The organism is uncultured Acinetobacter sp., from assembly GCF_947626835.1.
In the GTDB taxonomy this organism is placed as follows: Bacteria; Pseudomonadota; Gammaproteobacteria; order Pseudomonadales; family Moraxellaceae; genus Acinetobacter.
Genome location: NZ_CANQTS010000002.1, coordinates 151,594 through 168,662 on the forward strand (window position 1 = coordinate 151,594; position 17,069 = coordinate 168,662).

General features: G+C 43.5%; 30 protein-coding genes and 1 pseudogene. 29 read left to right on the forward strand and 2 right to left on the reverse strand.

Annotated elements, in window-relative coordinates:
• Window positions 1–54: 54 nt before the first annotated feature.
• Window positions 55–816 (reverse strand): globin domain-containing protein, encoded by a 762-nt coding sequence (locus tag Q0Z55_RS02250; RefSeq protein ID WP_297423699.1) that lies wholly within the window; start codon window positions 814–816, stop codon window positions 55–57.
• A gap of 136 nt (window positions 817–952) precedes the next feature.
• A complete protein-coding gene (locus tag Q0Z55_RS02255; RefSeq protein ID WP_297423701.1) occupies window positions 953–2,140 on the reverse strand; it encodes a PLP-dependent transferase in 1,188 nt (395 codons plus the stop codon).
• Between the two features lie 163 nt (window positions 2,141–2,303).
• Here Q0Z55_RS02255 and Q0Z55_RS02260 point away from each other — a divergent pair, with 163 nt between their 5' ends.
• From Q0Z55_RS02260 to rplQ, 29 genes and pseudogenes are all read left to right on the forward strand, one after another.
• Window positions 2,304–3,041 (forward strand): type 1 glutamine amidotransferase, encoded by a 738-nt coding sequence (locus tag Q0Z55_RS02260; protein ID WP_297423704.1) that lies wholly within the window; start codon window positions 2,304–2,306, stop codon window positions 3,039–3,041.
• A gap of 270 nt (window positions 3,042–3,311) precedes the next feature.
• Complete coding sequence (gene rpsJ / locus Q0Z55_RS02265) at window positions 3,312–3,623, forward strand: 30S ribosomal protein S10 (RefSeq protein WP_000070912.1); 312 nt, start codon at window positions 3,312–3,314, stop codon at window positions 3,621–3,623.
• Window positions 3,624–3,683: 60 nt separating this feature from the next.
• Window positions 3,684–4,322, forward strand: a complete 639-nt coding sequence (gene rplC / locus Q0Z55_RS02270) for a 50S ribosomal protein L3 (protein ID WP_297423710.1) — start codon at window positions 3,684–3,686, stop codon at window positions 4,320–4,322.
• An 11-nt stretch (window positions 4,323–4,333) separates the two neighbouring features.
• Window positions 4,334–4,936, forward strand: a complete 603-nt coding sequence (gene rplD / locus Q0Z55_RS02275; RefSeq protein ID WP_005094150.1) for a 50S ribosomal protein L4 — start codon at window positions 4,334–4,336, stop codon at window positions 4,934–4,936.
• Window positions 4,933–5,253 carry a 50S ribosomal protein L23 gene (rplW, locus tag Q0Z55_RS02280; RefSeq protein ID WP_297423715.1) on the forward strand — a complete coding sequence of 107 codons (321 nt, stop codon included), beginning with the start codon at window positions 4,933–4,935 and terminating at the stop codon, window positions 5,251–5,253. Before rplD ends, rplW begins: the two co-directional genes overlap by 4 nt.
• An 11-nt stretch (window positions 5,254–5,264) precedes the next feature.
• Window positions 5,265–6,089, forward strand: coding sequence for a 50S ribosomal protein L2 (rplB, locus tag Q0Z55_RS02285; RefSeq protein WP_122899905.1), 825 nt, complete (start codon window positions 5,265–5,267; stop codon window positions 6,087–6,089).
• Between the two features lie 19 nt (window positions 6,090–6,108).
• Window positions 6,109–6,384: a 30S ribosomal protein S19 gene (rpsS, locus tag Q0Z55_RS02290; RefSeq protein ID WP_004281508.1), complete on the forward strand. Its 276-nt coding sequence runs from the start codon at window positions 6,109–6,111 to the stop codon at window positions 6,382–6,384.
• A 9-nt stretch (window positions 6,385–6,393) separates the two neighbouring features.
• Window positions 6,394–6,723 (forward strand): 50S ribosomal protein L22, encoded by a 330-nt coding sequence (gene rplV, locus Q0Z55_RS02295; RefSeq protein ID WP_067762914.1) that lies wholly within the window; start codon window positions 6,394–6,396, stop codon window positions 6,721–6,723.
• 1 nt (window position 6,724) lies between these two features.
• Window positions 6,725–7,502: pseudogene (rpsC, locus tag Q0Z55_RS02300) on the forward strand (30S ribosomal protein S3).
• Complete coding sequence (gene rplP / locus Q0Z55_RS02305) at window positions 7,481–7,894, forward strand: 50S ribosomal protein L16 (protein WP_297423727.1); 414 nt, start codon at window positions 7,481–7,483, stop codon at window positions 7,892–7,894. The pseudogene rpsC and the gene rplP overlap by 22 nt, the downstream one beginning before the upstream one ends.
• A complete protein-coding gene (gene rpmC / locus Q0Z55_RS02310; RefSeq protein WP_004650482.1) occupies window positions 7,894–8,091 on the forward strand; it encodes a 50S ribosomal protein L29 in 198 nt (65 codons plus the stop codon). Before rplP ends, rpmC begins: the two co-directional genes overlap by 1 nt.
• Entirely contained in the window at window positions 8,088–8,345 is a 258-nt protein-coding gene (rpsQ, locus tag Q0Z55_RS02315; protein ID WP_297423732.1) for a 30S ribosomal protein S17, read from the forward strand. Before rpmC ends, rpsQ begins: the two co-directional genes overlap by 4 nt.
• 91 nt (window positions 8,346–8,436) lie before the next feature.
• Complete coding sequence (rplN, locus tag Q0Z55_RS02320) at window positions 8,437–8,805, forward strand: 50S ribosomal protein L14 (RefSeq protein WP_005012978.1); 369 nt, start codon at window positions 8,437–8,439, stop codon at window positions 8,803–8,805.
• Between the two features lie 9 nt (window positions 8,806–8,814).
• Window positions 8,815–9,132 carry a 50S ribosomal protein L24 gene (gene rplX / locus Q0Z55_RS02325; protein ID WP_297423736.1) on the forward strand — a complete coding sequence of 106 codons (318 nt, stop codon included), beginning with the start codon at window positions 8,815–8,817 and terminating at the stop codon, window positions 9,130–9,132.
• A 16-nt stretch (window positions 9,133–9,148) separates the two neighbouring features.
• Window positions 9,149–9,685: a 50S ribosomal protein L5 gene (gene rplE / locus Q0Z55_RS02330; RefSeq protein WP_216934566.1), complete on the forward strand. Its 537-nt coding sequence runs from the start codon at window positions 9,149–9,151 to the stop codon at window positions 9,683–9,685.
• A gap of 9 nt (window positions 9,686–9,694) precedes the next feature.
• The gene (gene rpsN / locus Q0Z55_RS02335; RefSeq protein ID WP_087527386.1) at window positions 9,695–10,000 is read left to right on the forward strand and encodes a 30S ribosomal protein S14; all 306 of its coding nucleotides are present in this window, start codon (window positions 9,695–9,697) and stop codon (window positions 9,998–10,000) included.
• Between the two features lie 12 nt (window positions 10,001–10,012).
• Window positions 10,013–10,408 carry a 30S ribosomal protein S8 gene (gene rpsH, locus Q0Z55_RS02340; RefSeq protein ID WP_297423744.1) on the forward strand — a complete coding sequence of 132 codons (396 nt, stop codon included), beginning with the start codon at window positions 10,013–10,015 and terminating at the stop codon, window positions 10,406–10,408.
• A gap of 13 nt (window positions 10,409–10,421) precedes the next feature.
• Window positions 10,422–10,955, forward strand: a complete 534-nt coding sequence (rplF, locus tag Q0Z55_RS02345; RefSeq protein ID WP_297423745.1) for a 50S ribosomal protein L6 — start codon at window positions 10,422–10,424, stop codon at window positions 10,953–10,955.
• Window positions 10,956–10,969: 14 nt separating this feature from the next.
• Entirely contained in the window at window positions 10,970–11,320 is a 351-nt protein-coding gene (gene rplR / locus Q0Z55_RS02350) for a 50S ribosomal protein L18 (protein WP_004281497.1), read from the forward strand.
• Window positions 11,321–11,322: 2 nt separating this feature from the next.
• Entirely contained in the window at window positions 11,323–11,820 is a 498-nt protein-coding gene (rpsE, locus tag Q0Z55_RS02355; protein WP_297423748.1) for a 30S ribosomal protein S5, read from the forward strand.
• A gap of 5 nt (window positions 11,821–11,825) precedes the next feature.
• Window positions 11,826–12,002 carry a 50S ribosomal protein L30 gene (gene rpmD / locus Q0Z55_RS02360; protein WP_005094139.1) on the forward strand — a complete coding sequence of 59 codons (177 nt, stop codon included), beginning with the start codon at window positions 11,826–11,828 and terminating at the stop codon, window positions 12,000–12,002.
• Between the two features lie 3 nt (window positions 12,003–12,005).
• Window positions 12,006–12,446 (forward strand): 50S ribosomal protein L15, encoded by a 441-nt coding sequence (gene rplO, locus Q0Z55_RS02365; RefSeq protein WP_297423751.1) that lies wholly within the window; start codon window positions 12,006–12,008, stop codon window positions 12,444–12,446.
• 45 nt (window positions 12,447–12,491) lie between these two features.
• Window positions 12,492–13,811, forward strand: a complete 1,320-nt coding sequence (secY, locus tag Q0Z55_RS02370) for a preprotein translocase subunit SecY (RefSeq protein WP_297423793.1) — start codon at window positions 12,492–12,494, stop codon at window positions 13,809–13,811.
• 20 nt (window positions 13,812–13,831) lie between these two features.
• Window positions 13,832–13,948, forward strand: a complete 117-nt coding sequence (gene rpmJ / locus Q0Z55_RS02375; RefSeq protein ID WP_000867907.1) for a 50S ribosomal protein L36 — start codon at window positions 13,832–13,834, stop codon at window positions 13,946–13,948.
• Window positions 13,949–14,054: 106 nt separating this feature from the next.
• Entirely contained in the window at window positions 14,055–14,411 is a 357-nt protein-coding gene (gene rpsM, locus Q0Z55_RS02380) for a 30S ribosomal protein S13 (protein WP_122899928.1), read from the forward strand.
• A gap of 19 nt (window positions 14,412–14,430) precedes the next feature.
• Window positions 14,431–14,817 carry a 30S ribosomal protein S11 gene (rpsK, locus tag Q0Z55_RS02385; RefSeq protein WP_001040166.1) on the forward strand — a complete coding sequence of 129 codons (387 nt, stop codon included), beginning with the start codon at window positions 14,431–14,433 and terminating at the stop codon, window positions 14,815–14,817.
• Between the two features lie 12 nt (window positions 14,818–14,829).
• Complete coding sequence (gene rpsD / locus Q0Z55_RS02390) at window positions 14,830–15,456, forward strand: 30S ribosomal protein S4 (RefSeq protein WP_122899930.1); 627 nt, start codon at window positions 14,830–14,832, stop codon at window positions 15,454–15,456.
• 17 nt (window positions 15,457–15,473) lie between these two features.
• Entirely contained in the window at window positions 15,474–16,481 is a 1,008-nt protein-coding gene (rpoA, locus tag Q0Z55_RS02395) for a DNA-directed RNA polymerase subunit alpha (protein WP_034587449.1), read from the forward strand.
• Window positions 16,482–16,499: 18 nt separating this feature from the next.
• Window positions 16,500–16,865: a 50S ribosomal protein L17 gene (rplQ, locus tag Q0Z55_RS02400; RefSeq protein ID WP_004691290.1), complete on the forward strand. Its 366-nt coding sequence runs from the start codon at window positions 16,500–16,502 to the stop codon at window positions 16,863–16,865.
• The last annotated feature ends 204 nt before the right edge of the window (window positions 16,866–17,069 follow it).

Sequence of the window (17,069 nt, forward strand, 5' to 3'; positions counted from 1 at the left end):
AGGGTCGGAACCCTAGTTTAACCTCAAAATATAATAAAAAGAATGTGTTTTAGATCACACTGTCATCGGGGCAGATAGCTCAAGCACATCACCCACATCATAATGCTGCGCTAAAATTGCTGCTACAGAATATGGACTTGGTTCAGCAACACATTCAACCAAGAATTGATAACTATTTTCTGTGCTTGCACTGAGTTTAAATTGTTGCGGTTGTAGCAATTCTTGTTCAGGCACACTCACACGTACCGAAATTGGGGTGTTGGCTTGAGCACTTAAGATGGCTTGTCCATCTTGTGCAGTCACGCTAAACAAATATGCGCTGCCTGATCTTTCAATTGCACTAATTTTAAACGCGCGCCAACCGGTCCAGCCGCCATGTTGTGAAGCTAAAGTTTGATATTTGTTCTTTTCCATCGAAATCATCAGATCGGCAAGTTGCATATAAGCGGCTTGCCATGCTGCGATCAAATCAGAATCCATCGCTACATCAAGCACTTCACTAATAGAATGCAATAAATTCTCGCCTACAATGGCATATTGTTCTGGTTGAATATCTAAGCTGACATGTTTAGTGGTGATGTGCTCTAAGGCTTTTGCCAATACGCTTGGGTTTTCAATGTGTTCAGCATAAGCCAATACAGCAGCAGCCAAAGCCCGCGGCTGACGCTCATTATTTTGATGCTCTAAATTAAAAGTGTTTTTTAATTCAGGATGATTATTCAACATACGCTGATAAAAATAACGGGTCAGGGCGACACCATTTTCACGTAAAACAGGAACGGTTGCTTTTACAAGTTCAATATGTTTTGGTGTCATCTAAGCGCTCGCTTAAAATAGATTTTAAAAGATGTATTTAAAATATATCTTTTAATTTTATTTAGCAATTAAAATCCATAAAAAAATATGGGATAGTTGAACCATTCCATATTATGCGGCTGTGCTCAGTATAAAATTAGTCAAGAATGCCTAATGCTTGTTGAATATCTTGAATTAAATCTTGAGTGTCTTCTAAGCCAATACAAAAGCGTACCAAAATCCCTGACTGTAAATGTGTGTGTTCAAGGCTACGCATGTGTTGCAGTTCGTACAGCATCACCAAACTTAGCGGACCGCCCCAACTAAAGCCCAGCTTAAACAGTTGCAGCGCATCACAAAACTCACGAATATCTTGCAGTGAATATTTTGCATCAAAGATAACACTGACTAAACCTGCGCTATGCTGCTCTTGGCATACGGTTTGCCAATATGGATGACTGATATTGTCAGGGTCGGCAGGGTGCAGGACTTGGCTAAATTGCGCTTGCTGTTTAAGCCAGTCAAGGAGTTTTAGCGCACTATGACTTTGCGCCTCATAACGTAATTGCATTGAAGCCAAACTACGTTGTACTTGTGCCACGTCATCACCTGAAACACTAATACCTTGTAAGGCATGCATACGGAACAATTGATGATGTAAAGCTTTATCGCGGGTGACAACCGAGCCCATTAAAATATCACCACCGCCACTTGGATATTTGGTCAGTGCATGTACTGTTAAATCTACACTTAAATGTGCATCGCTAAAATCAAAAGCATTAAAAGCCAGTCCTGCGCCCCATGTATTATCCAACGCTGTCAAAATGTTCTGCGCTTGAGCTTTTTTGACTAAAGCAACCAAGTCAGGAAATTCTAAAGTCACTGAACCTGCTGCTTCAAACCAGAGTAATTTGGCTTTTTCACTGGGTTGAAAGCTGTGTACATCGAGCGGATTATATACTTTGACACAGATGCCATAGCGCGTTTGTAGGTTGCGTAAATGCTCCATGTTGGGTCCATAAATATTATCGGCTACCCAAACTTCATCGCCATGGCTTAAAAAACACGAATTGACCAGATTAATGGCCGACAAACCACTTGGCGCAAGCAAACAGTATTCACCGCCTTCAAGTTGTGCAATTTGATCGGCTAAATTAAAGGTGGTGGGTGTGCCATGTGTGCCATAGCTGTAGTCATAGTCATCGCTCCAATGGCGATTAAATAAAGCATCGGTGTTGTTAAAGATGATAGTCGATGCCCGATACACAGCAGGTTGCACAGTGTGAATGGACTGAGGGGCCTTTCGTGGTGCATGAATCAATTGGGTTTGGCGATTTTTTTTCACAGCAGCGCTCAAAATAAGTTCATTTTAACCCTTAAGCTTAAGAGAAAGTCATTGATCGTGCTAGGGAAGTTCAACAATTGTTAGAAATCTGACGAAATGGGGCAAGTTGGCGCTATTTTTGCAAAAGTTTAAGCAAACAAATAACAATAGGTGAATAAAGCGCATGAAGTCGCAGTTAAAAGTACATTATTTTCAACATATTGCAGGAGAAGGTTTTGGCAGTTGCTATGAATATTTAAAACAAAAAAATGCCAAAATTACTGCAACAGAATTTTTTGCCCTCCCCGTAGAACAGGCTCTAGATTTAGAAGCCTTACCTGATGTCAATGAAGTGGATTTGCTGATCATTATGGGCGGCAGTATGAGTGTAAACGATGAAGCCAATTATCCATGGTTAAAGATAGAAAAACGTTGGTTGAGACGTTATTTGGCACTGGGTAAACCTGCCATTGGCTTATGTTTAGGTGGTCAATTGATTGCCAACGCGTTAGGTGCTGCGGTAAGTCGCAGTCAACAACAAGAGCTAGGTTGGAGCACCATTCGCAAAGTTCAAAGCGTGCCGCAAGATTGTTTTCAACTGCCTGAACAATTTAATTTATTGCAATGGCACACCGAAAGCTTTGAAATTCCAAAAGGTGCTGTGCATTTGGCTGAAAATGAAGCATGTCGTAATCAAATGTATCAAATTGGCAATAATGTTTTGGGCTTTCAATCACATCCTGAGATTACCCCACAGGTTTTAGAATTATTTTTAGAAAATAGTGAAGAATTATCAATTTTCTCAGGCAATTATGTCCAAGATGTAAATACGTTGATTAAATCATCAAAAAATAAATTTCTTCAAGGAAATCAAATATTAAACCAAGCAATTGACTATGTTTTAAGAAAGACGGCCTACTAAGTGGACTTTAAACCATTGATTAACAAAATATACCAAAAAACCATATAAAAGCCTAAAAATGGATTTGCTTATGCATTAAACAATAGCTATAATGGGCGACCCTTCAATAGGAAGGAGGTTAACTACGAATAAAGTAGTTAACTATCGTTACAGTCGTGGCATCGATCACGACCTTAGTGATAATTCACTGCTCTTGACACTTGCCTTATATTAGTGGGGTGAGATGCGTCAAGAGTGATTCTTTATATATTTGGCTTGGAGTTTACTGGTATGTCTAACCAGAGAATTCGTATCCGTCTTAAGTCTTTTGATCACCGTCTAATTGATCAATCTGCTCAAGAGATCGTAGAAACAGCAAAACGTACTGGCGCACAAGTTTGCGGTCCAATTCCAATGCCTACACGCATTGAACGTTTCAACGTTTTAACATCACCACACGTTAACAAAGATGCGCGTGACCAATACGAGATCCGCACTTACAAACGTTTGATCGACATCGTTCAACCTACAGACAAAACTGTAGATGCATTGATGAAGTTAGATCTTGCAGCTGGTGTTGATGTTCAGATCGCATTGGGTTAAGGCTTTCGGTTAATTAACGTTTCCAAGTTAATTAAGCCGCTTTTTTAGAGGTTTATGCACATGGCTATTGGTTTAGTCGGTCGCAAGTGCGGTATGACGCGTATCTTCACAGATGCTGGCGTTTCTGTACCTGTAACAGTGATTGAGGTTGATCCTAACCGCATCACTCAAATCAAAACGCTTGAAACTGATGGTTATCAAGCGATTCAAATCACTACTGGTGAACGTCGCGAATCTCGCGTAACTAACGCTCAGAAAGGTCACTTCGCTAAAGCGGGTGTTGCTGCTGGTCGTCTAGTTCAAGAATTCCGCGTTTCAGAAGCTGAGCTTGAAGGTCGTGAAGTAGGTGGTACGCTTACTGTTGAATTGTTCCAAGTAGGTCAAGTTGTTGACGTAACTGGTACATCTAAAGGTAAAGGTTTCCAAGGTGGTGTTAAGCGTTGGAACTTCCGTACACAAGATGCTACACACGGTAACTCTGTATCTCACCGTGTTTTAGGTTCTACTGGTCAAAACCAGACACCTGGTCGCGTATTCAAAGGCAAAAAAATGGCTGGCCATTTAGGTGCTGAATGCGTAACTACACAGGGTCTTGAAATCGTTGCTATCGACGTTGAACGTTCAGTTCTTGTTGTTAAAGGCGCGGTTCCTGGTGCTACCGGTGGTGACGTGACTGTACGTCCTACGATCAAGGCCTGAGGGGAAATATTGTGAATTTAAATACTGTTTCTGGCTCAGCGGTTGAATTATCTGAAGTTGCTTTCGGTCGTGAATTTAACGAAGCACTTGTACACCAAGTTGTTACAGCTTACTTAGCTGGTGGTCGTCAAGGTTCGAAAGCTCAGAAATCACGTGCTGACGTTTCTGGCGGTGGTCGTAAGCCATTCCGTCAAAAAGGTACTGGCCGTGCGCGTGCTGGTTCTATTCGTAGCCCAATCTGGGTTGGCGGTGGTAAAACATTTGCTGCACGTCCACAAGACTGGTCTCAAAAAGTAAACCGTAAAATGTACCGCGGTGCTATGCAATGCATCATGGCTGAGCTTGTTCGTCAAGATCGCCTAATCTTAGTTGACGAGTTTGCTGTTGCTGCTCCAAAAACTAAAGAATTGCTTGCAAAACTTAACGACTTAAATGCAACTCGTGCATTAATCGTTACAGATGCTGTTGATGAGAACTTGTATCTAGCTGCTCGTAACATTCCACACGTTGATGTGGTTGATGCTGCTGCTATTGATCCAGTTAGCTTGATTGCGTTCGATAAAGTTGTTATGTCTGTAGCTGCTGCTAAGAAAATTGAGGTAGAACTCGGATGAACAACGAACGTATCTATCAAGTCCTACAAGGACCTGTATTCTCAGAAAAAGCTCAAGTTTTAGGCGAAACTGCTGGTGTTCAAGTGTTTAAAGTTGCGTTAAACGCAAACAAACTTGAAATCAAAAAAGCAGTTGAGCAATTGTTTGGTGTTGAAGTGTTAAAAGTTAACACTACAATCACTAAAGGTAAGACTAAACGCTTTGGTAAAACTATCGGACGTCGTTCTGATGTTAAAAAAGCATACGTCACCCTGAAAGCTGGCCAAGATGTAGAAATGGCTGACTTGGGCGATACCGCTGAAAGCACAGCGGAATAAGGACGAGAATTATGCCTATTCAAAAATGTAAGCCAACGTCTCCAGGACGTCGCTTTGTAGAGAAAGTCGTTCACGACCATCTTCACAAAGGTGCACCATACGCTCCATTAGTAGAAGCTAAAAAGCGTACTGGCGGCCGTAATAACAACGGTCACATCACGACTCGTCACGTTGGTGGCGGTCACAAGCAGCACTACCGTCTAGTTGACTTTAAACGTAACAAAGATGGTATTCCTGCAACTGTAGAGCGTATCGAATACGATCCTAACCGTACTGCACACATTGCACTTGTATTGTATGCTGACGGTGAACGTCGTTATATCATCGCTCCTAAAGGCCTTCGCGCTGGCGATAAAGTACAATCTGGTAACGATGCTCCAATTCGTCCAGGTAACTGCTTACCGCTTCGCAACATGCCTATCGGTTCTACTCTTCACAACATCGAACTTAAAATCGGTAAAGGCGCGCAATTAGCTCGTTCTGCTGGTACTTCAGTTCAGTTGTTGGGTCGTGACGGTTCTTACGCAATTGTTCGTCTACGTTCAGGCGAAATGCGTAAAATTCACGTTGAATGCCGCGCTGTGTTAGGTGAAGTATCTAACTCAGAAAGCAACCTTCGCTCACTAGGTAAAGCTGGTGCATCACGCTGGCGTGGTGTTCGTCCTACCGTTCGTGGTATGGCGATGAACCCAGTTGATCACCCGCACGGTGGTGGTGAAGGGCGTAATAAAGGTATTCAACCTGTAAGCCCATGGGGTCAAAAAGCTAAAGGGTACAAAACACGTACCAACAAGCGTACGACTAAGATGATCATTCGCGACCGTCGCGTTAAGTAACAAGTAAAGGAATCTGACAATGCCTCGTTCTCTGAAAAAAGGCCCATTCGTCGATGCGCACTTGTTCGCTAAGGTTGAAGCGGCTATCGCGGCTAATAACCGTAAGCCGATCAAAACTTGGTCGCGTCGTTCGATGATCCTACCGGATTTTGTTGGTTTAACAATTTCTGTACACAATGGCCGTAACCACGTTCCTGTGATCGTTTCTGAACACATGGTTGGTCACAAGCTTGGTGAATTTGCACCAACTCGTACCTATCGCGGTCACGGTGTTGACAAGAAATCTAAACGTTAAGGTGCTATGATGGAAGTTACTGCTAAATTACGCGGTGCCGCTATCTCGGCACAAAAAACTCGTTTGGTTGCAGACCTCATTCGCGGCAAATCTGTTGCGCATGCTTTAAACATCTTAAACTTCAGCAACAAAAAAGCTGCAGTTTTAGTTAAAAAAGCATTGGAATCTGCGATTGCAAACGCTGAACATAATAACAGTTTGGATGTAGACGATCTTAAAGTTTCTACGATCTACGTTGATGAAGGCACTAGCCTTAAACGTATTTTGCCACGTGCTAAAGGCCGTGCAGATCGTATTACTAAGCGTACTTGTCACATCACCGTTAAGGTAGGGGTTTGATATGGGTCAGAAGGTTCATCCAATCGGTATCCGCCTAGGTGTTGTGAAACGTCATAACGCTAACTGGTATGCGAGTCCGAAACAATACGCTGAATACTTGCTTAAAGATTTGCAAGTTCGTGAGTTTTTGAATAAAAAACTTAAGAATGCAATGATCAGCAATATTCTTATCGAACGTCCTACTGGCGCTGCTAAAATTACAATTAGCACTGCTCGTCCTGGTATCGTAATCGGTAAAAAAGGCGAAGACATTGAGAAATTACAACGCGAATTAACAGCCATTATGGGTGTTCCTGCGCAAGTAAGCATCAACGAAATCGATCGTCCTGACTTAGACGCGCGTCTAGTTGCTGAAGGTATTGCTTCACAATTAGAAAAACGTGTGATGTTCCGTCGTGCTATGAAGCGTGCGGTTCAAAACTCTATGCGTGCTGGTGCTAAAGGTATCAAAGTTGAAGTTTCAGGCCGTTTAGGTGGTGCTGAGATCGCTCGTACAGAATGGTATCGTGAAGGTCGTGTACCTTTGCATACGCTTCGTGCGGACATCGACTACTCTTCAGTACGTGCTGAGACTACTTACGGTACGATTGGTGTTAAAGTTTGGGTATTCCGCGGTGAGATCCTAGGTGGCATGAAACAAGTCATGAACCCTGCTCCTGCTGAAGAACGTCCAGCTAAACGCGGTCGCGGTCGTGGTGAAGGTCAAGAGCGTCGTGGTCGCCGCAATGATCGTTCTGCTGAAAAAGGAGAATAATCCATGTTGCAACCTAAACGTATGAAATTCCGTAAGGTGCAAAAAGGCCGTAATACTGGTCTTGCTCACCGCGGTAGCTCAGTATCATTTGGTACTATTGCGCTTAAATCACTTGAACGTGGTCGTATGACTGCGCGTCAAATTGAAGCTGCTCGTCGTACAATCAGCCGTCGTATTAAACGTGGTGGTAAGATCTTTATCCGTGTTTTCCCAGACAAACCAATTACTAATAAACCATTAGAAGTTCGTATGGGTAAAGGTAAAGGTTCTGTGGAATACTGGGTTTGTGAAATCAAACCAGGTAAAGTCTTGTACGAAATTGATGGTGTAAACGAAGAATTAGCGCGCGAAGCATTTGTACTTGCTGCTGCTAAACTTCCGTTTAAAACCACTATCGTGACTCGGACGGTAATGTAATGAAAACTAAAGATCTACGTGAAAAGTCGGTAGAAGAGTTGACAGCTTTGCTTGATGAGCAACAGCTTAACCAATTCCGTCTTCGTATGGCGAAAGCAACTGGTCAATTGGGTAAATCGCACGAAGTTGCGTTAACTCGTAAAACTATTGCTCGTATTAAGACCCTCCTTACCGAAAAACAGGGGAACGGACAATGAGTGAGCAAACAGTTCGCACGTTAACAGGCAAAGTAGTAAGCGACAAGATGGAAAAATCTATCGTTGTGCTTATCGAACGCCGCGTTCAACACCCGTTGTATGGCAAATCAATCCGCCGTTCAACAAAATTACACGCTCATGATGAGAACAACACAGCTAAAACTGGCGACGTTGTAACCATTAAAGAATGCCGCCCAATGTCTAAAACTAAGTCATGGACTTTAGTTGAAGTTATTGAAGCAGCAGCTGAGTAATTAACGTTCTTGTTGCATCATCGGTCGATTTCGAGTACTCTTTGAGCCTTTCGAAATTCTGACCGATGTTGCTCGGTTTTGGAGTAGGGCAATGATTCAAACCGAAAGTATGCTCGACGTAGCAGACAACAGTGGTGCTCGCCGCGTACAATGTATCAAAGTACTTGGTGGTTCACATCGTCGTTATGCTTCTGTTGGCGACATCATTAAAGTTACTGTAAAAGAAGCAATTCCACGCGCACGTGTTAAAAAAGGTGACGTGATGAATGCTGTAGTTGTACGTACAAAATTCGGTATCCGTCGTGCAGACGGTTCTGTGATTCGTTTCGACGATAACGCAGCTGTTATTTTGAACAACAACAAAGCGCCGATTGCGACTCGTATTTTCGGACCAGTGACTCGTGAACTTCGTACTGAACAGTTCATGAAAATTATTTCATTGGCTCCTGAAGTTCTATAAGAGGCACTCATGGCTAAGATTAAAAAAGGCGATCAAGTAATTGTGATCGCAGGTAAAGAAAAAGGCAAACAGGGAACTGTATTGTCTGTTTCAAACGATCGCGTTCTTGTTGAAGGCTTGAACCTGGTTAAGAAGCATCAAAAGCCGAATCGTGCAACAGGTGCTGAAGGCGCTGTAGTTACACAAGAAGCTTCGCTTCATATCTCAAACGTGGCAATTTTTAATGCTGCAACCCAAAAGGCTGACCGTGTTGGTTACCAAGTAGTAGAAGGCGTGAAGACTCGCGTATTCAAATCTACTGGTGAATCAGTGGCGGTAGCGAAGTAATAGGTTGAATTAGGCTATGGCCAGACTTAAAACACGTTACAACGAAGAACTTAAAGCTCAGTTACTTGAGACTTTAGGTGTTAAAAATGTGATGGAAATTCCACGCATTACTAAAATCACGATCAACATGGGTGTTGGCGCAGCTGCTGCTGACAAAAAACTCCTTGATGGTGCTTTAGCGGATATGCAAGCAATTGCTGGTCAAAAGCCAGTGCTTACATTAGCGCGTAAATCAATCGCTGGTTTCAAAATCCGTGATGGTTGGCCGATCGGTTGTAAAGTTACTTTACGCGGCGAACGCATGTACGAATTCTTAGACCGTTTGATCTCTATCGCGATCCCTCGTATCCGTGACTTCCGTGGTTTCTCAGCGAAATCATTTGACGGTCGTGGTAACTACTCGATGGGTCTTAAGGAACAGATCATGTTCCCTGAAATCGATTTTGATAAGATTGATCGTATTCGTGGTATGGACATTACCATCACTACGACTGCTCGCACCGATGACGAAGGCCGTGCGCTTATGCGTGCATTCGGCTTCCCGTTCAAATAAGAGGTCGATATGGCTAAGAAGAGTATGATTAATCGCGAATTGAAACGCGAAGCTACTGTTGCTAAATACGCTGCGAAACGTGCTGAATTAAAAGCAATTATCGCAAACGTAAATGCATCAGACGAAGAACGTTTCGAAGCGATGATGAAATTTCAAGCATTACCACGTAATGCATCTCCAGTTCGCCTACGTAACCGTTGTGGTTTAACTGGTCGTCCGCATGGTTATTTCCGTAAGTTCGGTTTAAGCCGTAACAAACTACGTGATACCGTAATGCAAGGTGATGTACCTGGCGTTGTTAAGGCAAGCTGGTAAGGAGCACTATAAATGAGTATGCAAGATACCGTTGCCGACATGTTAACACGTGTTCGTAACGCGCAAATGGCTAAGAAACAAACTGTTTCTATGCCAAACTCTAAGTTAAAAGTTGCGATTGCAAACGTTCTTGTACAAGAAGGTTACATCGCTGACGTAGCGGTTGCTGATGCCGAAGGCAAAGCAACGCTTACTTTGACTTTAAAATATTTCGAAGGCAAACCAGTTATCGAAACTGTGAAGCGCGTAAGCCGTCCAGGTCTACGTCAATATCGCGGTAAAGATGCACTTCCTAGCGTTAAGCAAGGTTTAGGTATTGCAATTGTTTCTACAAGCAAAGGCATCATGACTGATCGCGCTGCACGTGCTGCGGGCATCGGTGGTGAAGTTATTGCTTTTGTTTCTTAATAGGTGATTCCTCATGTCTCGTGTGGCTAAAGCCCCAGTAGCTGTACCTAACGGTGTAACAGTTACTCAGAACGGCCGGCAGGTCGAAGTGAAAGGCACTAAAGGTACATTGTCTTTCAACCTGCATGCGCTGGTCGAGCTAAAACAGGAAGACGGTATTTTAGCTATTGCTCCAAAAGCGGATTCTAAAGACGCTTGGATGCAAGCTGGTACTGCTCGCGCTGTGCTTAATAACCTTGTAAAAGGTGTTAGCGAAGGTTTCGAACGCAAGTTACAACTGATTGGTGTTGGTTATAAAGCTGCGGTTAAAGGTAATGTAATTAACCTTAACCTTGGTTTCTCTCACCCGATCGATTACAACCTTCCTGAAGGTGTAACTGCTGAAACTCCTACAGCAACTGAAATCGTACTGAAATCAGCTGACAAAGCTGCACTAGGTCAAGTTGCTGCAGATATCCGTGGTTACCGTCCACCAGAGCCGTATAAAGGTAAAGGTGTTCGTTATTCTGATGAAGTTGTACTTCGTAAAGAAGCTAAGAAGAAATAAGGCGCGAGGTTCTTATGAACGAAAAGAAACAATCCCGTTTGCGTCGTGCGAAAAGCACACGCTTGCACATCCGTGCGTTGGGTGCGACTCGTTTGTGTGTAAACCGCACTCCGCGTCACATCTATGCTCAAGTTATCTCAGCAGATGGTGGCAAAGTATTAGCGCAAGCTTCTACTTTAGACGCTACTCTACGTGCTGGTACAACTGGTAACGTTGAAGCGGCTCAAAAAGTTGGTGCTTTAATTGCAGAGCGTGCGAAAGCAGCTGGCGTAACTAAAGTTGCATTTGACCGTTCTGGTTTCAAATATCATGGTCGTATCAAAGCCTTGGCTGATGCTGCTCGTGAAAACGGCTTGGAGTTCTAATCATGGCTAAAGTTGAACAAAACGAAGGTCTTGTTGAAAAGCTGGTTGCCGTTGATCGTGTAGCCAAAGTTGTTAAGGGTGGTCGTATCTTCTCTTTCACAGCATTAACTGTTGTGGGTGATGGTAATGGTCGCGTAGGTTTTGGTCGTGGTAAAGCACGTGAAGTTCCAGCTGCTATTTCTAAAGCACTTGAAGCTGCTCGTCGTAACATGATTACAGTTGACCTTGTTAACGGTACTGTACAACACCCTATTCATGCTCGTCACGGTGCAAGCCGCGTTTACATGCAGCCTGCTTCTGAAGGTACTGGTGTAATTGCTGGTGGCGCGATGCGTGCTGTTTTAGAAGCTGTTGGCGTACACAACGTGTTGACAAAATGCTATGGTTCTACTAACGCTGCTAACGTAGTAAACGCAACTTTCAACGGTTTGCGTGATATGACTTCTCCTGAGAAAGTCGCTGCGAAACGTGGTCTTTCAGTAGAACAAATTCAAGGGTAATAATCATGAAAACGATTAAAGTTACCCAGACTAAATCTGCATCGCATCGCTTGAAAAATCACAAGCTTAGCCTTCAAGGTTTAGGTCTGCGTCGTATTGGTCATACTGTAGAAGTGCAAGATACGCCTTCTAACCGTGGTATGATCAACCAAGTATACTATATGGTTAGTGTAGAGGAATAAGCCATGACTCTGCGTTTAAATACAATTGCACCTGCAGAAGGTGCTAAACGTGAAAGCGTTCGTCTAGGCCGTGGTATCGGTTCTGGTATGGGTAAGACTGGTGGCCGTGGTGTCAAAGGTCAAAACTCACGTAAGAGCGGTGGTACTCGTCCAGGTTTCGAAGGCGGTCAAACAGCGTTATATCGTCGTTTGCCTAAATTCGGCTTCACTAGCCAACAGGCATTGAAAACAGCTGAAGTACGTTTATCTGAGCTTAACAAAGTTGAAGGCGATATTATTTCTCTTGAAACTTTAAAAGCTGCAAACGTTGTACGTAAAGATATGTTACGTGCTCGTATCGTACTTTCTGGTGAAATTACTCGCGCATTCACTGTTCAAGGTGTTGCATTGACTAAAGGCGCTAAAGCTGCTGTTGAAGCTGCTGGCGGTAAAGTCGAGGAGTAATCTCCAGTGTCTATGACTCCTAGTTCTACAGGTCATGTTAACATGATGAAAGGTCAACCGTTTCACGTCAAATATCGTGAAATTATTCGCCGAATGATGTTTCTCATTGGTGCGTTGTTGGTCTTTCGACTAGGAGCGCATATTCCGGTACCGGGTATCGACAATGCTGCCCTTGAGAATTTATTTAATGCAAACTCAGGTACAATCCTGGGTTTGTTTAATATGTTTTCAGGTGGTGCATTAGAGAGAATGTCTATTCTTGCTCTTGGGATCATGCCATACATTTCTGCCTCGATTATCGTGCAGTTGATGTCAACCGTGGTTCCATCGCTCGAAGCTTTGAAAAAAGAAGGCGAGCAGGGTAAGCGTAAAATTAACCAATATACGCGACAAGGTACATTGTTCCTTGCTTTAGTGCAGTCGATTGGTATGTGTGCAGGTCTGCTTAGTCAAGGGATTACCTTAACGTCAGGACTTGCTTTTTACATTCCAGCCGTGACTTCATTGGTAGCAGGTACCATGTTCTTGATGTGGTTAGGTGAGCAGATCACTGAACGCGGGGTAGGTAATGGTATTTCCATGATTATCTTTGCGGGTATTGTTGCAGGTTTGCCGAACTTGGTGATGCAATCATTTAGTTCAATTGATAGTGGACAATCAAGTTTGATTGGCTTAGCGATCTTCGCTCTGTTATCATTGGCAGTATTGGCAGCAATTGTGTTTATTGAGAAGGCGCAGCGTCGCATTCCAGTAAACTATGCTCAAAAACAACAAGGTCGTCGTGTATTTGCTGCACAGCAGACACATTTGCCGTTAAAAATTAATATGGCAGGTGTTATTCCGGCAATTTTTGCCAGCTCATTGCTTTTGTTCCCCGCGAGCTTAGGTCAGTGGGTCGGTAGTGCCGATCCTGATGCAGGGTTAATTCAGCGTAGCCTACAAGATTTGGCACTCGTGTTGTCGCCTGGACAGCCGTTATATTTGGTGCTCTTTGGTGCGTTAATTATCTTCTTCTGTTATTTCTATACGGCGCTTGTATTTAGCCCTAAAGAAGTGTCAGAGAATCTTAAACGCAGCGGAGCTTATGTGCCCGGTATACGCCCAGGTGAGCAAACTGCTCGTTACTTAGATCACATTCTCAATCGTTTGACTTTTATTGGCGCGATCTACATCACTGTGGTGTGTCTAATGCCAATGGTATTGCAAAGTTCATTTGGAATTCCATTTAGCTTAGGTGGCACATCGTTACTGATTGTGGTTGTTGTGGTGATGGACTTTATGGCTCAGCTGCAAGCTCATCTCACCTCGCATCAATACGATAATCAAACATTAATGAGAAAAACGACTGCTCATCCTCAGGGATAAGCGCACTTAGAGGTTTCATCATGAAAGTACAAGCTTCTGTAAAGAAAATTTGTGGTAGCTGTAAAGTTATCCGTCGTAATGGGGTTATCCGCGTAATTTGTAGCGCAGAACCTCGTCATAAGCAGCGTCAAGGTTAATCTGATCAAGACCTGTTGATTTCAGTAGGCTAATTAGGTTATTATCCGCCCCTCAAGATTTTTGTGGGGCGGTTGATTATCTCTACTGCCTTTTTGGAGAAAGTGAATGGCTCGTATTGCCGGTGTAAACATTCCGGATAACAAGCATGCTGTTATCTCCCTTACGTATATCTTTGGTATCGGTCGCCACACTGCTAAGCAAATCTTAGCTGCTGTTGGTATCGAAACTACTACCAAGATTCGTGAGTTGGACGATGCTCAGCTTGATGCGATTCGTGCAGAAGTTGCTAAGGTTCCTACCGAAGGTGACTTACGTCGCGAAATTTCCATGAACATTAAACGTTTAATGGATTTAGGCTGCTACCGTGGTCTTCGTCATCGTCGTAGCTTGCCTGTCCGCGGTCAACGCACAAAAACTAACGCACGTACCCGTAAAGGTCCGCGCAAACCGATTAAAAAGTAAGATTTCTGGAAGCTAAAAGATGGCTAAAGATACTCGCACACGCAAGAAGGTCACTCGTACCGTCTCTGAAGGTGTTGCACACATTCACGCGTCTTTTAATAACACCATTGTAACGATTACCGATCGTCAAGGTAATGCATTGGCTTGGGCCACTTCAGGTGGACAAGGCTTCCGTGGATCACGTAAATCAACTCCGTTCGCTGCTCAGGTAGCTGCTGAAGTTGCTGGTAAAGCAGCTTTAGACTACGGTTTGAAAAACTTGGACGTCCTTGTAAAAGGTCCTGGTCCAGGTCGTGAATCTGCGGTTCGTGCATTAGGCGCAGTGGGTTATAAGATTAACAGCATTACCGATGTGACACCAATTCCTCACAACGGTTGCCGTCCACCTAAAAAACGTCGCGTGTAAGGAGAAACATTCATGGCTCGTTATATTGGTCCAAAATGCAAACTCTCTCGCCGCGAAGGGACAGACCTGCAATTAAAATCTGGCGTTAAACCGTTTGACGTTAAGACTAAAAAACATGCTAAAGCTCCAGGCCAACACGGCGGAGCTCGTGGTAGCAAACAATCTGAGTACTCACTACAATTACGTGAAAAACAAAAAGTACGTCGTATGTACGGTGTTTTAGAACGTCAATTTAGTAACTACTACAAAGAAGCAGCTCGTGTTAAAGGCGCAACTGGCGAGAACTTGTTAAAGTTACTTGAAAGCCGTCTTGATAACGTTGTTTATCGCATGGGTTTTGGTTCTACACGTGCAGAAGCTCGTCAGTTAGTATCTCACCGTTCAATCACTTTAAATGGCCGTCGCGTTAACATCGCGTCTATCCAAGTTAAAGCTGGTGACGTGATTGCAGTTCACGAAGGCGCTAAACAACAATTACGTATTAAAAACGCAATTGAATTAGCTGCACAACGTGGTACAGCTTCATGGATCGAAGTAGATCATTCGAAACTTGAAGGTACATTCAAAGCTGCTCCAGATCGTTCTGATTTACCTGCTGAAATCAACGAAAGCTTGATTGTAGAATTGTATTCTAAATAATCCTTGAGGTGGCAATAATGACGCGTACTGCAAATGAGTTTCTAACTCCGCAAGCGATCAAGGTCGAAGCGGCAAGCGGGACCTCGGCAAAAGTTATTCTAGAACCCTTAGAGCGTGGCTTTGGTCACACTCTGGGCAATGCTTTACGTCGCATCCTTCTTTCTTCTTTACCTGGCGCAGCTGTGGTTGAAGTAGAGATTGAAGGGGTTGAGCACGAGTACAGTACTTTGGAAGGCTTGCAGCAGGACATCGTCGAGCTCTTGCTGAACCTAAAAGGATTGTCTATTAAGCTGTTCGATCAAAATGAAGCTTATTTAACATTAGAAAAACAAGGGCCAGGCGACGTAACTGCGGCTGACCTTCGTTTACCTCATAATGTTGAAGTGGTTAACCCTGAGCATTTGATCGGCACGTTAAGTGCTACAGGCAATCTTAAGATGCGCCTGAAAGTTGCTCAAGGTCGTGGTTATGAGACTTCTGACTCACGCTTCCCAGAGGGTGAAACTCGCCCTGTAGGTCGCTTACAGTTAGATGCGTCTTATAGCCCAATCAAACGTGTGTCTTATACAGTTGAAAATGCTCGTGTAGAACAACGTACAGACCTTGATAAACTGATCATTGATCTTGAAACAAATGGTACTGTTGATCCTGAAGAAGCAATTCGTAAGGCAGCAACGATCTTGCAACAACAAATCGCGATTTTTGTTGACCTGCAAAAAGATCAAGCACCAGTTGCTCAAGAACCTCGCGAAGAAGTTGATCCAATCTTGCTTCGTCCAGTAGATGATCTAGAGCTTACTGTTCGTTCTGCTAACTGTTTGAAGGCAGAAAACATTTACTACATTGGTGATCTTGTTCAGCGCACTGAGGTGGAGCTTCTCAAAACTCCTAACCTTGGTAAAAAGTCGCTTACTGAGATCAAAGATGTTCTGGCATCGAAAGGCTTACAGCTCGGCATGCGTTTAGAGAACTGGCCACCGGCTAGCCTCCGCATGGACGACCGTTTCGCTTATCGTAGCCGTTAATTAAGTAGGACTATCACCATGCGTCATCGTAATAGTGGTGTGAAATTAGGCCGTACAAGCAGTCATCGTAAAGCGATGTTCCAAAACATGGCTAATTCTTTGTTCGAGCACGAGTTAATCAAAACGACTGTGCCTAAAGCAAAAGAGTTACGTCGTGTAGCTGAGCCTTTAATCACTTTAGCTAAAAACGATACTGTTGCAAACCGCCGTTTAGCGTTTGCTCGTACTCGTTCAGCAGCAACTGTTGGTAAATTATTTACCGTTCTTGGCCCTCGTTACAAAGAACGTAACGGCGGTTATCTACGTGTTCTTAAAGCGGGCTTCCGTGCAGGTGATGCTGCACCGATGGCTTACGTTGAACTAGTAGATCGCGAAGTTAAATAATTTCGTAAGAACTGTTCAGTTGTTCTAAAAAAGACCGGTGTTTCACCGGTCTTTTTTATTGCCCAAAATTTGATATGAATTTTTTTTGTGAGTTCTATAGGTTTTAGTTTGATTAAATTGCTTGCCTGTTTTCGGCTTTAAGCTGCAAGACTTTGGCATCGTAAGCTACGCCATTCAGGCTTAAAATCGGGTACACTTAAATCA

Coding starts and splice junctions, on each gene's coding strand:
- Q0Z55_RS02250 (WP_297423699.1), bottom strand. CDS start 816: ATGACACCAAAACATATTGAACTTGTAAAAGCAACCGTTCCTGTTTTA.
- Q0Z55_RS02260 (WP_297423704.1), top strand. CDS start 2,304: ATGAAGTCGCAGTTAAAAGTACATTATTTTCAACATATTGCAGGAGAA.
- rpsJ (WP_000070912.1), top strand. CDS start 3,312: ATGTCTAACCAGAGAATTCGTATCCGTCTTAAGTCTTTTGATCACCGT.
- rplC (WP_297423710.1), top strand. CDS start 3,684: ATGGCTATTGGTTTAGTCGGTCGCAAGTGCGGTATGACGCGTATCTTC.
- rplW (WP_297423715.1), top strand. CDS start 4,933: ATGAACAACGAACGTATCTATCAAGTCCTACAAGGACCTGTATTCTCA.
- rplB (WP_122899905.1), top strand. CDS start 5,265: ATGCCTATTCAAAAATGTAAGCCAACGTCTCCAGGACGTCGCTTTGTA.
- rpsS (WP_004281508.1), top strand. CDS start 6,109: ATGCCTCGTTCTCTGAAAAAAGGCCCATTCGTCGATGCGCACTTGTTC.
- rplV (WP_067762914.1), top strand. CDS start 6,394: ATGGAAGTTACTGCTAAATTACGCGGTGCCGCTATCTCGGCACAAAAA.
- rplP (WP_297423727.1), top strand. CDS start 7,481: ATGTTGCAACCTAAACGTATGAAATTCCGTAAGGTGCAAAAAGGCCGT.
- rpmC (WP_004650482.1), top strand. CDS start 7,894: ATGAAAACTAAAGATCTACGTGAAAAGTCGGTAGAAGAGTTGACAGCT.
- rpsQ (WP_297423732.1), top strand. CDS start 8,088: ATGAGTGAGCAAACAGTTCGCACGTTAACAGGCAAAGTAGTAAGCGAC.
- rplN (WP_005012978.1), top strand. CDS start 8,437: ATGATTCAAACCGAAAGTATGCTCGACGTAGCAGACAACAGTGGTGCT.
- rplX (WP_297423736.1), top strand. CDS start 8,815: ATGGCTAAGATTAAAAAAGGCGATCAAGTAATTGTGATCGCAGGTAAA.
- rplE (WP_216934566.1), top strand. CDS start 9,149: ATGGCCAGACTTAAAACACGTTACAACGAAGAACTTAAAGCTCAGTTA.
- rpsN (WP_087527386.1), top strand. CDS start 9,695: ATGGCTAAGAAGAGTATGATTAATCGCGAATTGAAACGCGAAGCTACT.
- rpsH (WP_297423744.1), top strand. CDS start 10,013: ATGAGTATGCAAGATACCGTTGCCGACATGTTAACACGTGTTCGTAAC.
- rplF (WP_297423745.1), top strand. CDS start 10,422: ATGTCTCGTGTGGCTAAAGCCCCAGTAGCTGTACCTAACGGTGTAACA.
- rplR (WP_004281497.1), top strand. CDS start 10,970: ATGAACGAAAAGAAACAATCCCGTTTGCGTCGTGCGAAAAGCACACGC.
- rpsE (WP_297423748.1), top strand. CDS start 11,323: ATGGCTAAAGTTGAACAAAACGAAGGTCTTGTTGAAAAGCTGGTTGCC.
- rpmD (WP_005094139.1), top strand. CDS start 11,826: ATGAAAACGATTAAAGTTACCCAGACTAAATCTGCATCGCATCGCTTG.
- rplO (WP_297423751.1), top strand. CDS start 12,006: ATGACTCTGCGTTTAAATACAATTGCACCTGCAGAAGGTGCTAAACGT.
- secY (WP_297423793.1), top strand. CDS start 12,492: ATGAAAGGTCAACCGTTTCACGTCAAATATCGTGAAATTATTCGCCGA.
- rpmJ (WP_000867907.1), top strand. CDS start 13,832: ATGAAAGTACAAGCTTCTGTAAAGAAAATTTGTGGTAGCTGTAAAGTT.
- rpsM (WP_122899928.1), top strand. CDS start 14,055: ATGGCTCGTATTGCCGGTGTAAACATTCCGGATAACAAGCATGCTGTT.
- rpsK (WP_001040166.1), top strand. CDS start 14,431: ATGGCTAAAGATACTCGCACACGCAAGAAGGTCACTCGTACCGTCTCT.
- rpsD (WP_122899930.1), top strand. CDS start 14,830: ATGGCTCGTTATATTGGTCCAAAATGCAAACTCTCTCGCCGCGAAGGG.
- rpoA (WP_034587449.1), top strand. CDS start 15,474: ATGACGCGTACTGCAAATGAGTTTCTAACTCCGCAAGCGATCAAGGTC.
- rplQ (WP_004691290.1), top strand. CDS start 16,500: ATGCGTCATCGTAATAGTGGTGTGAAATTAGGCCGTACAAGCAGTCAT.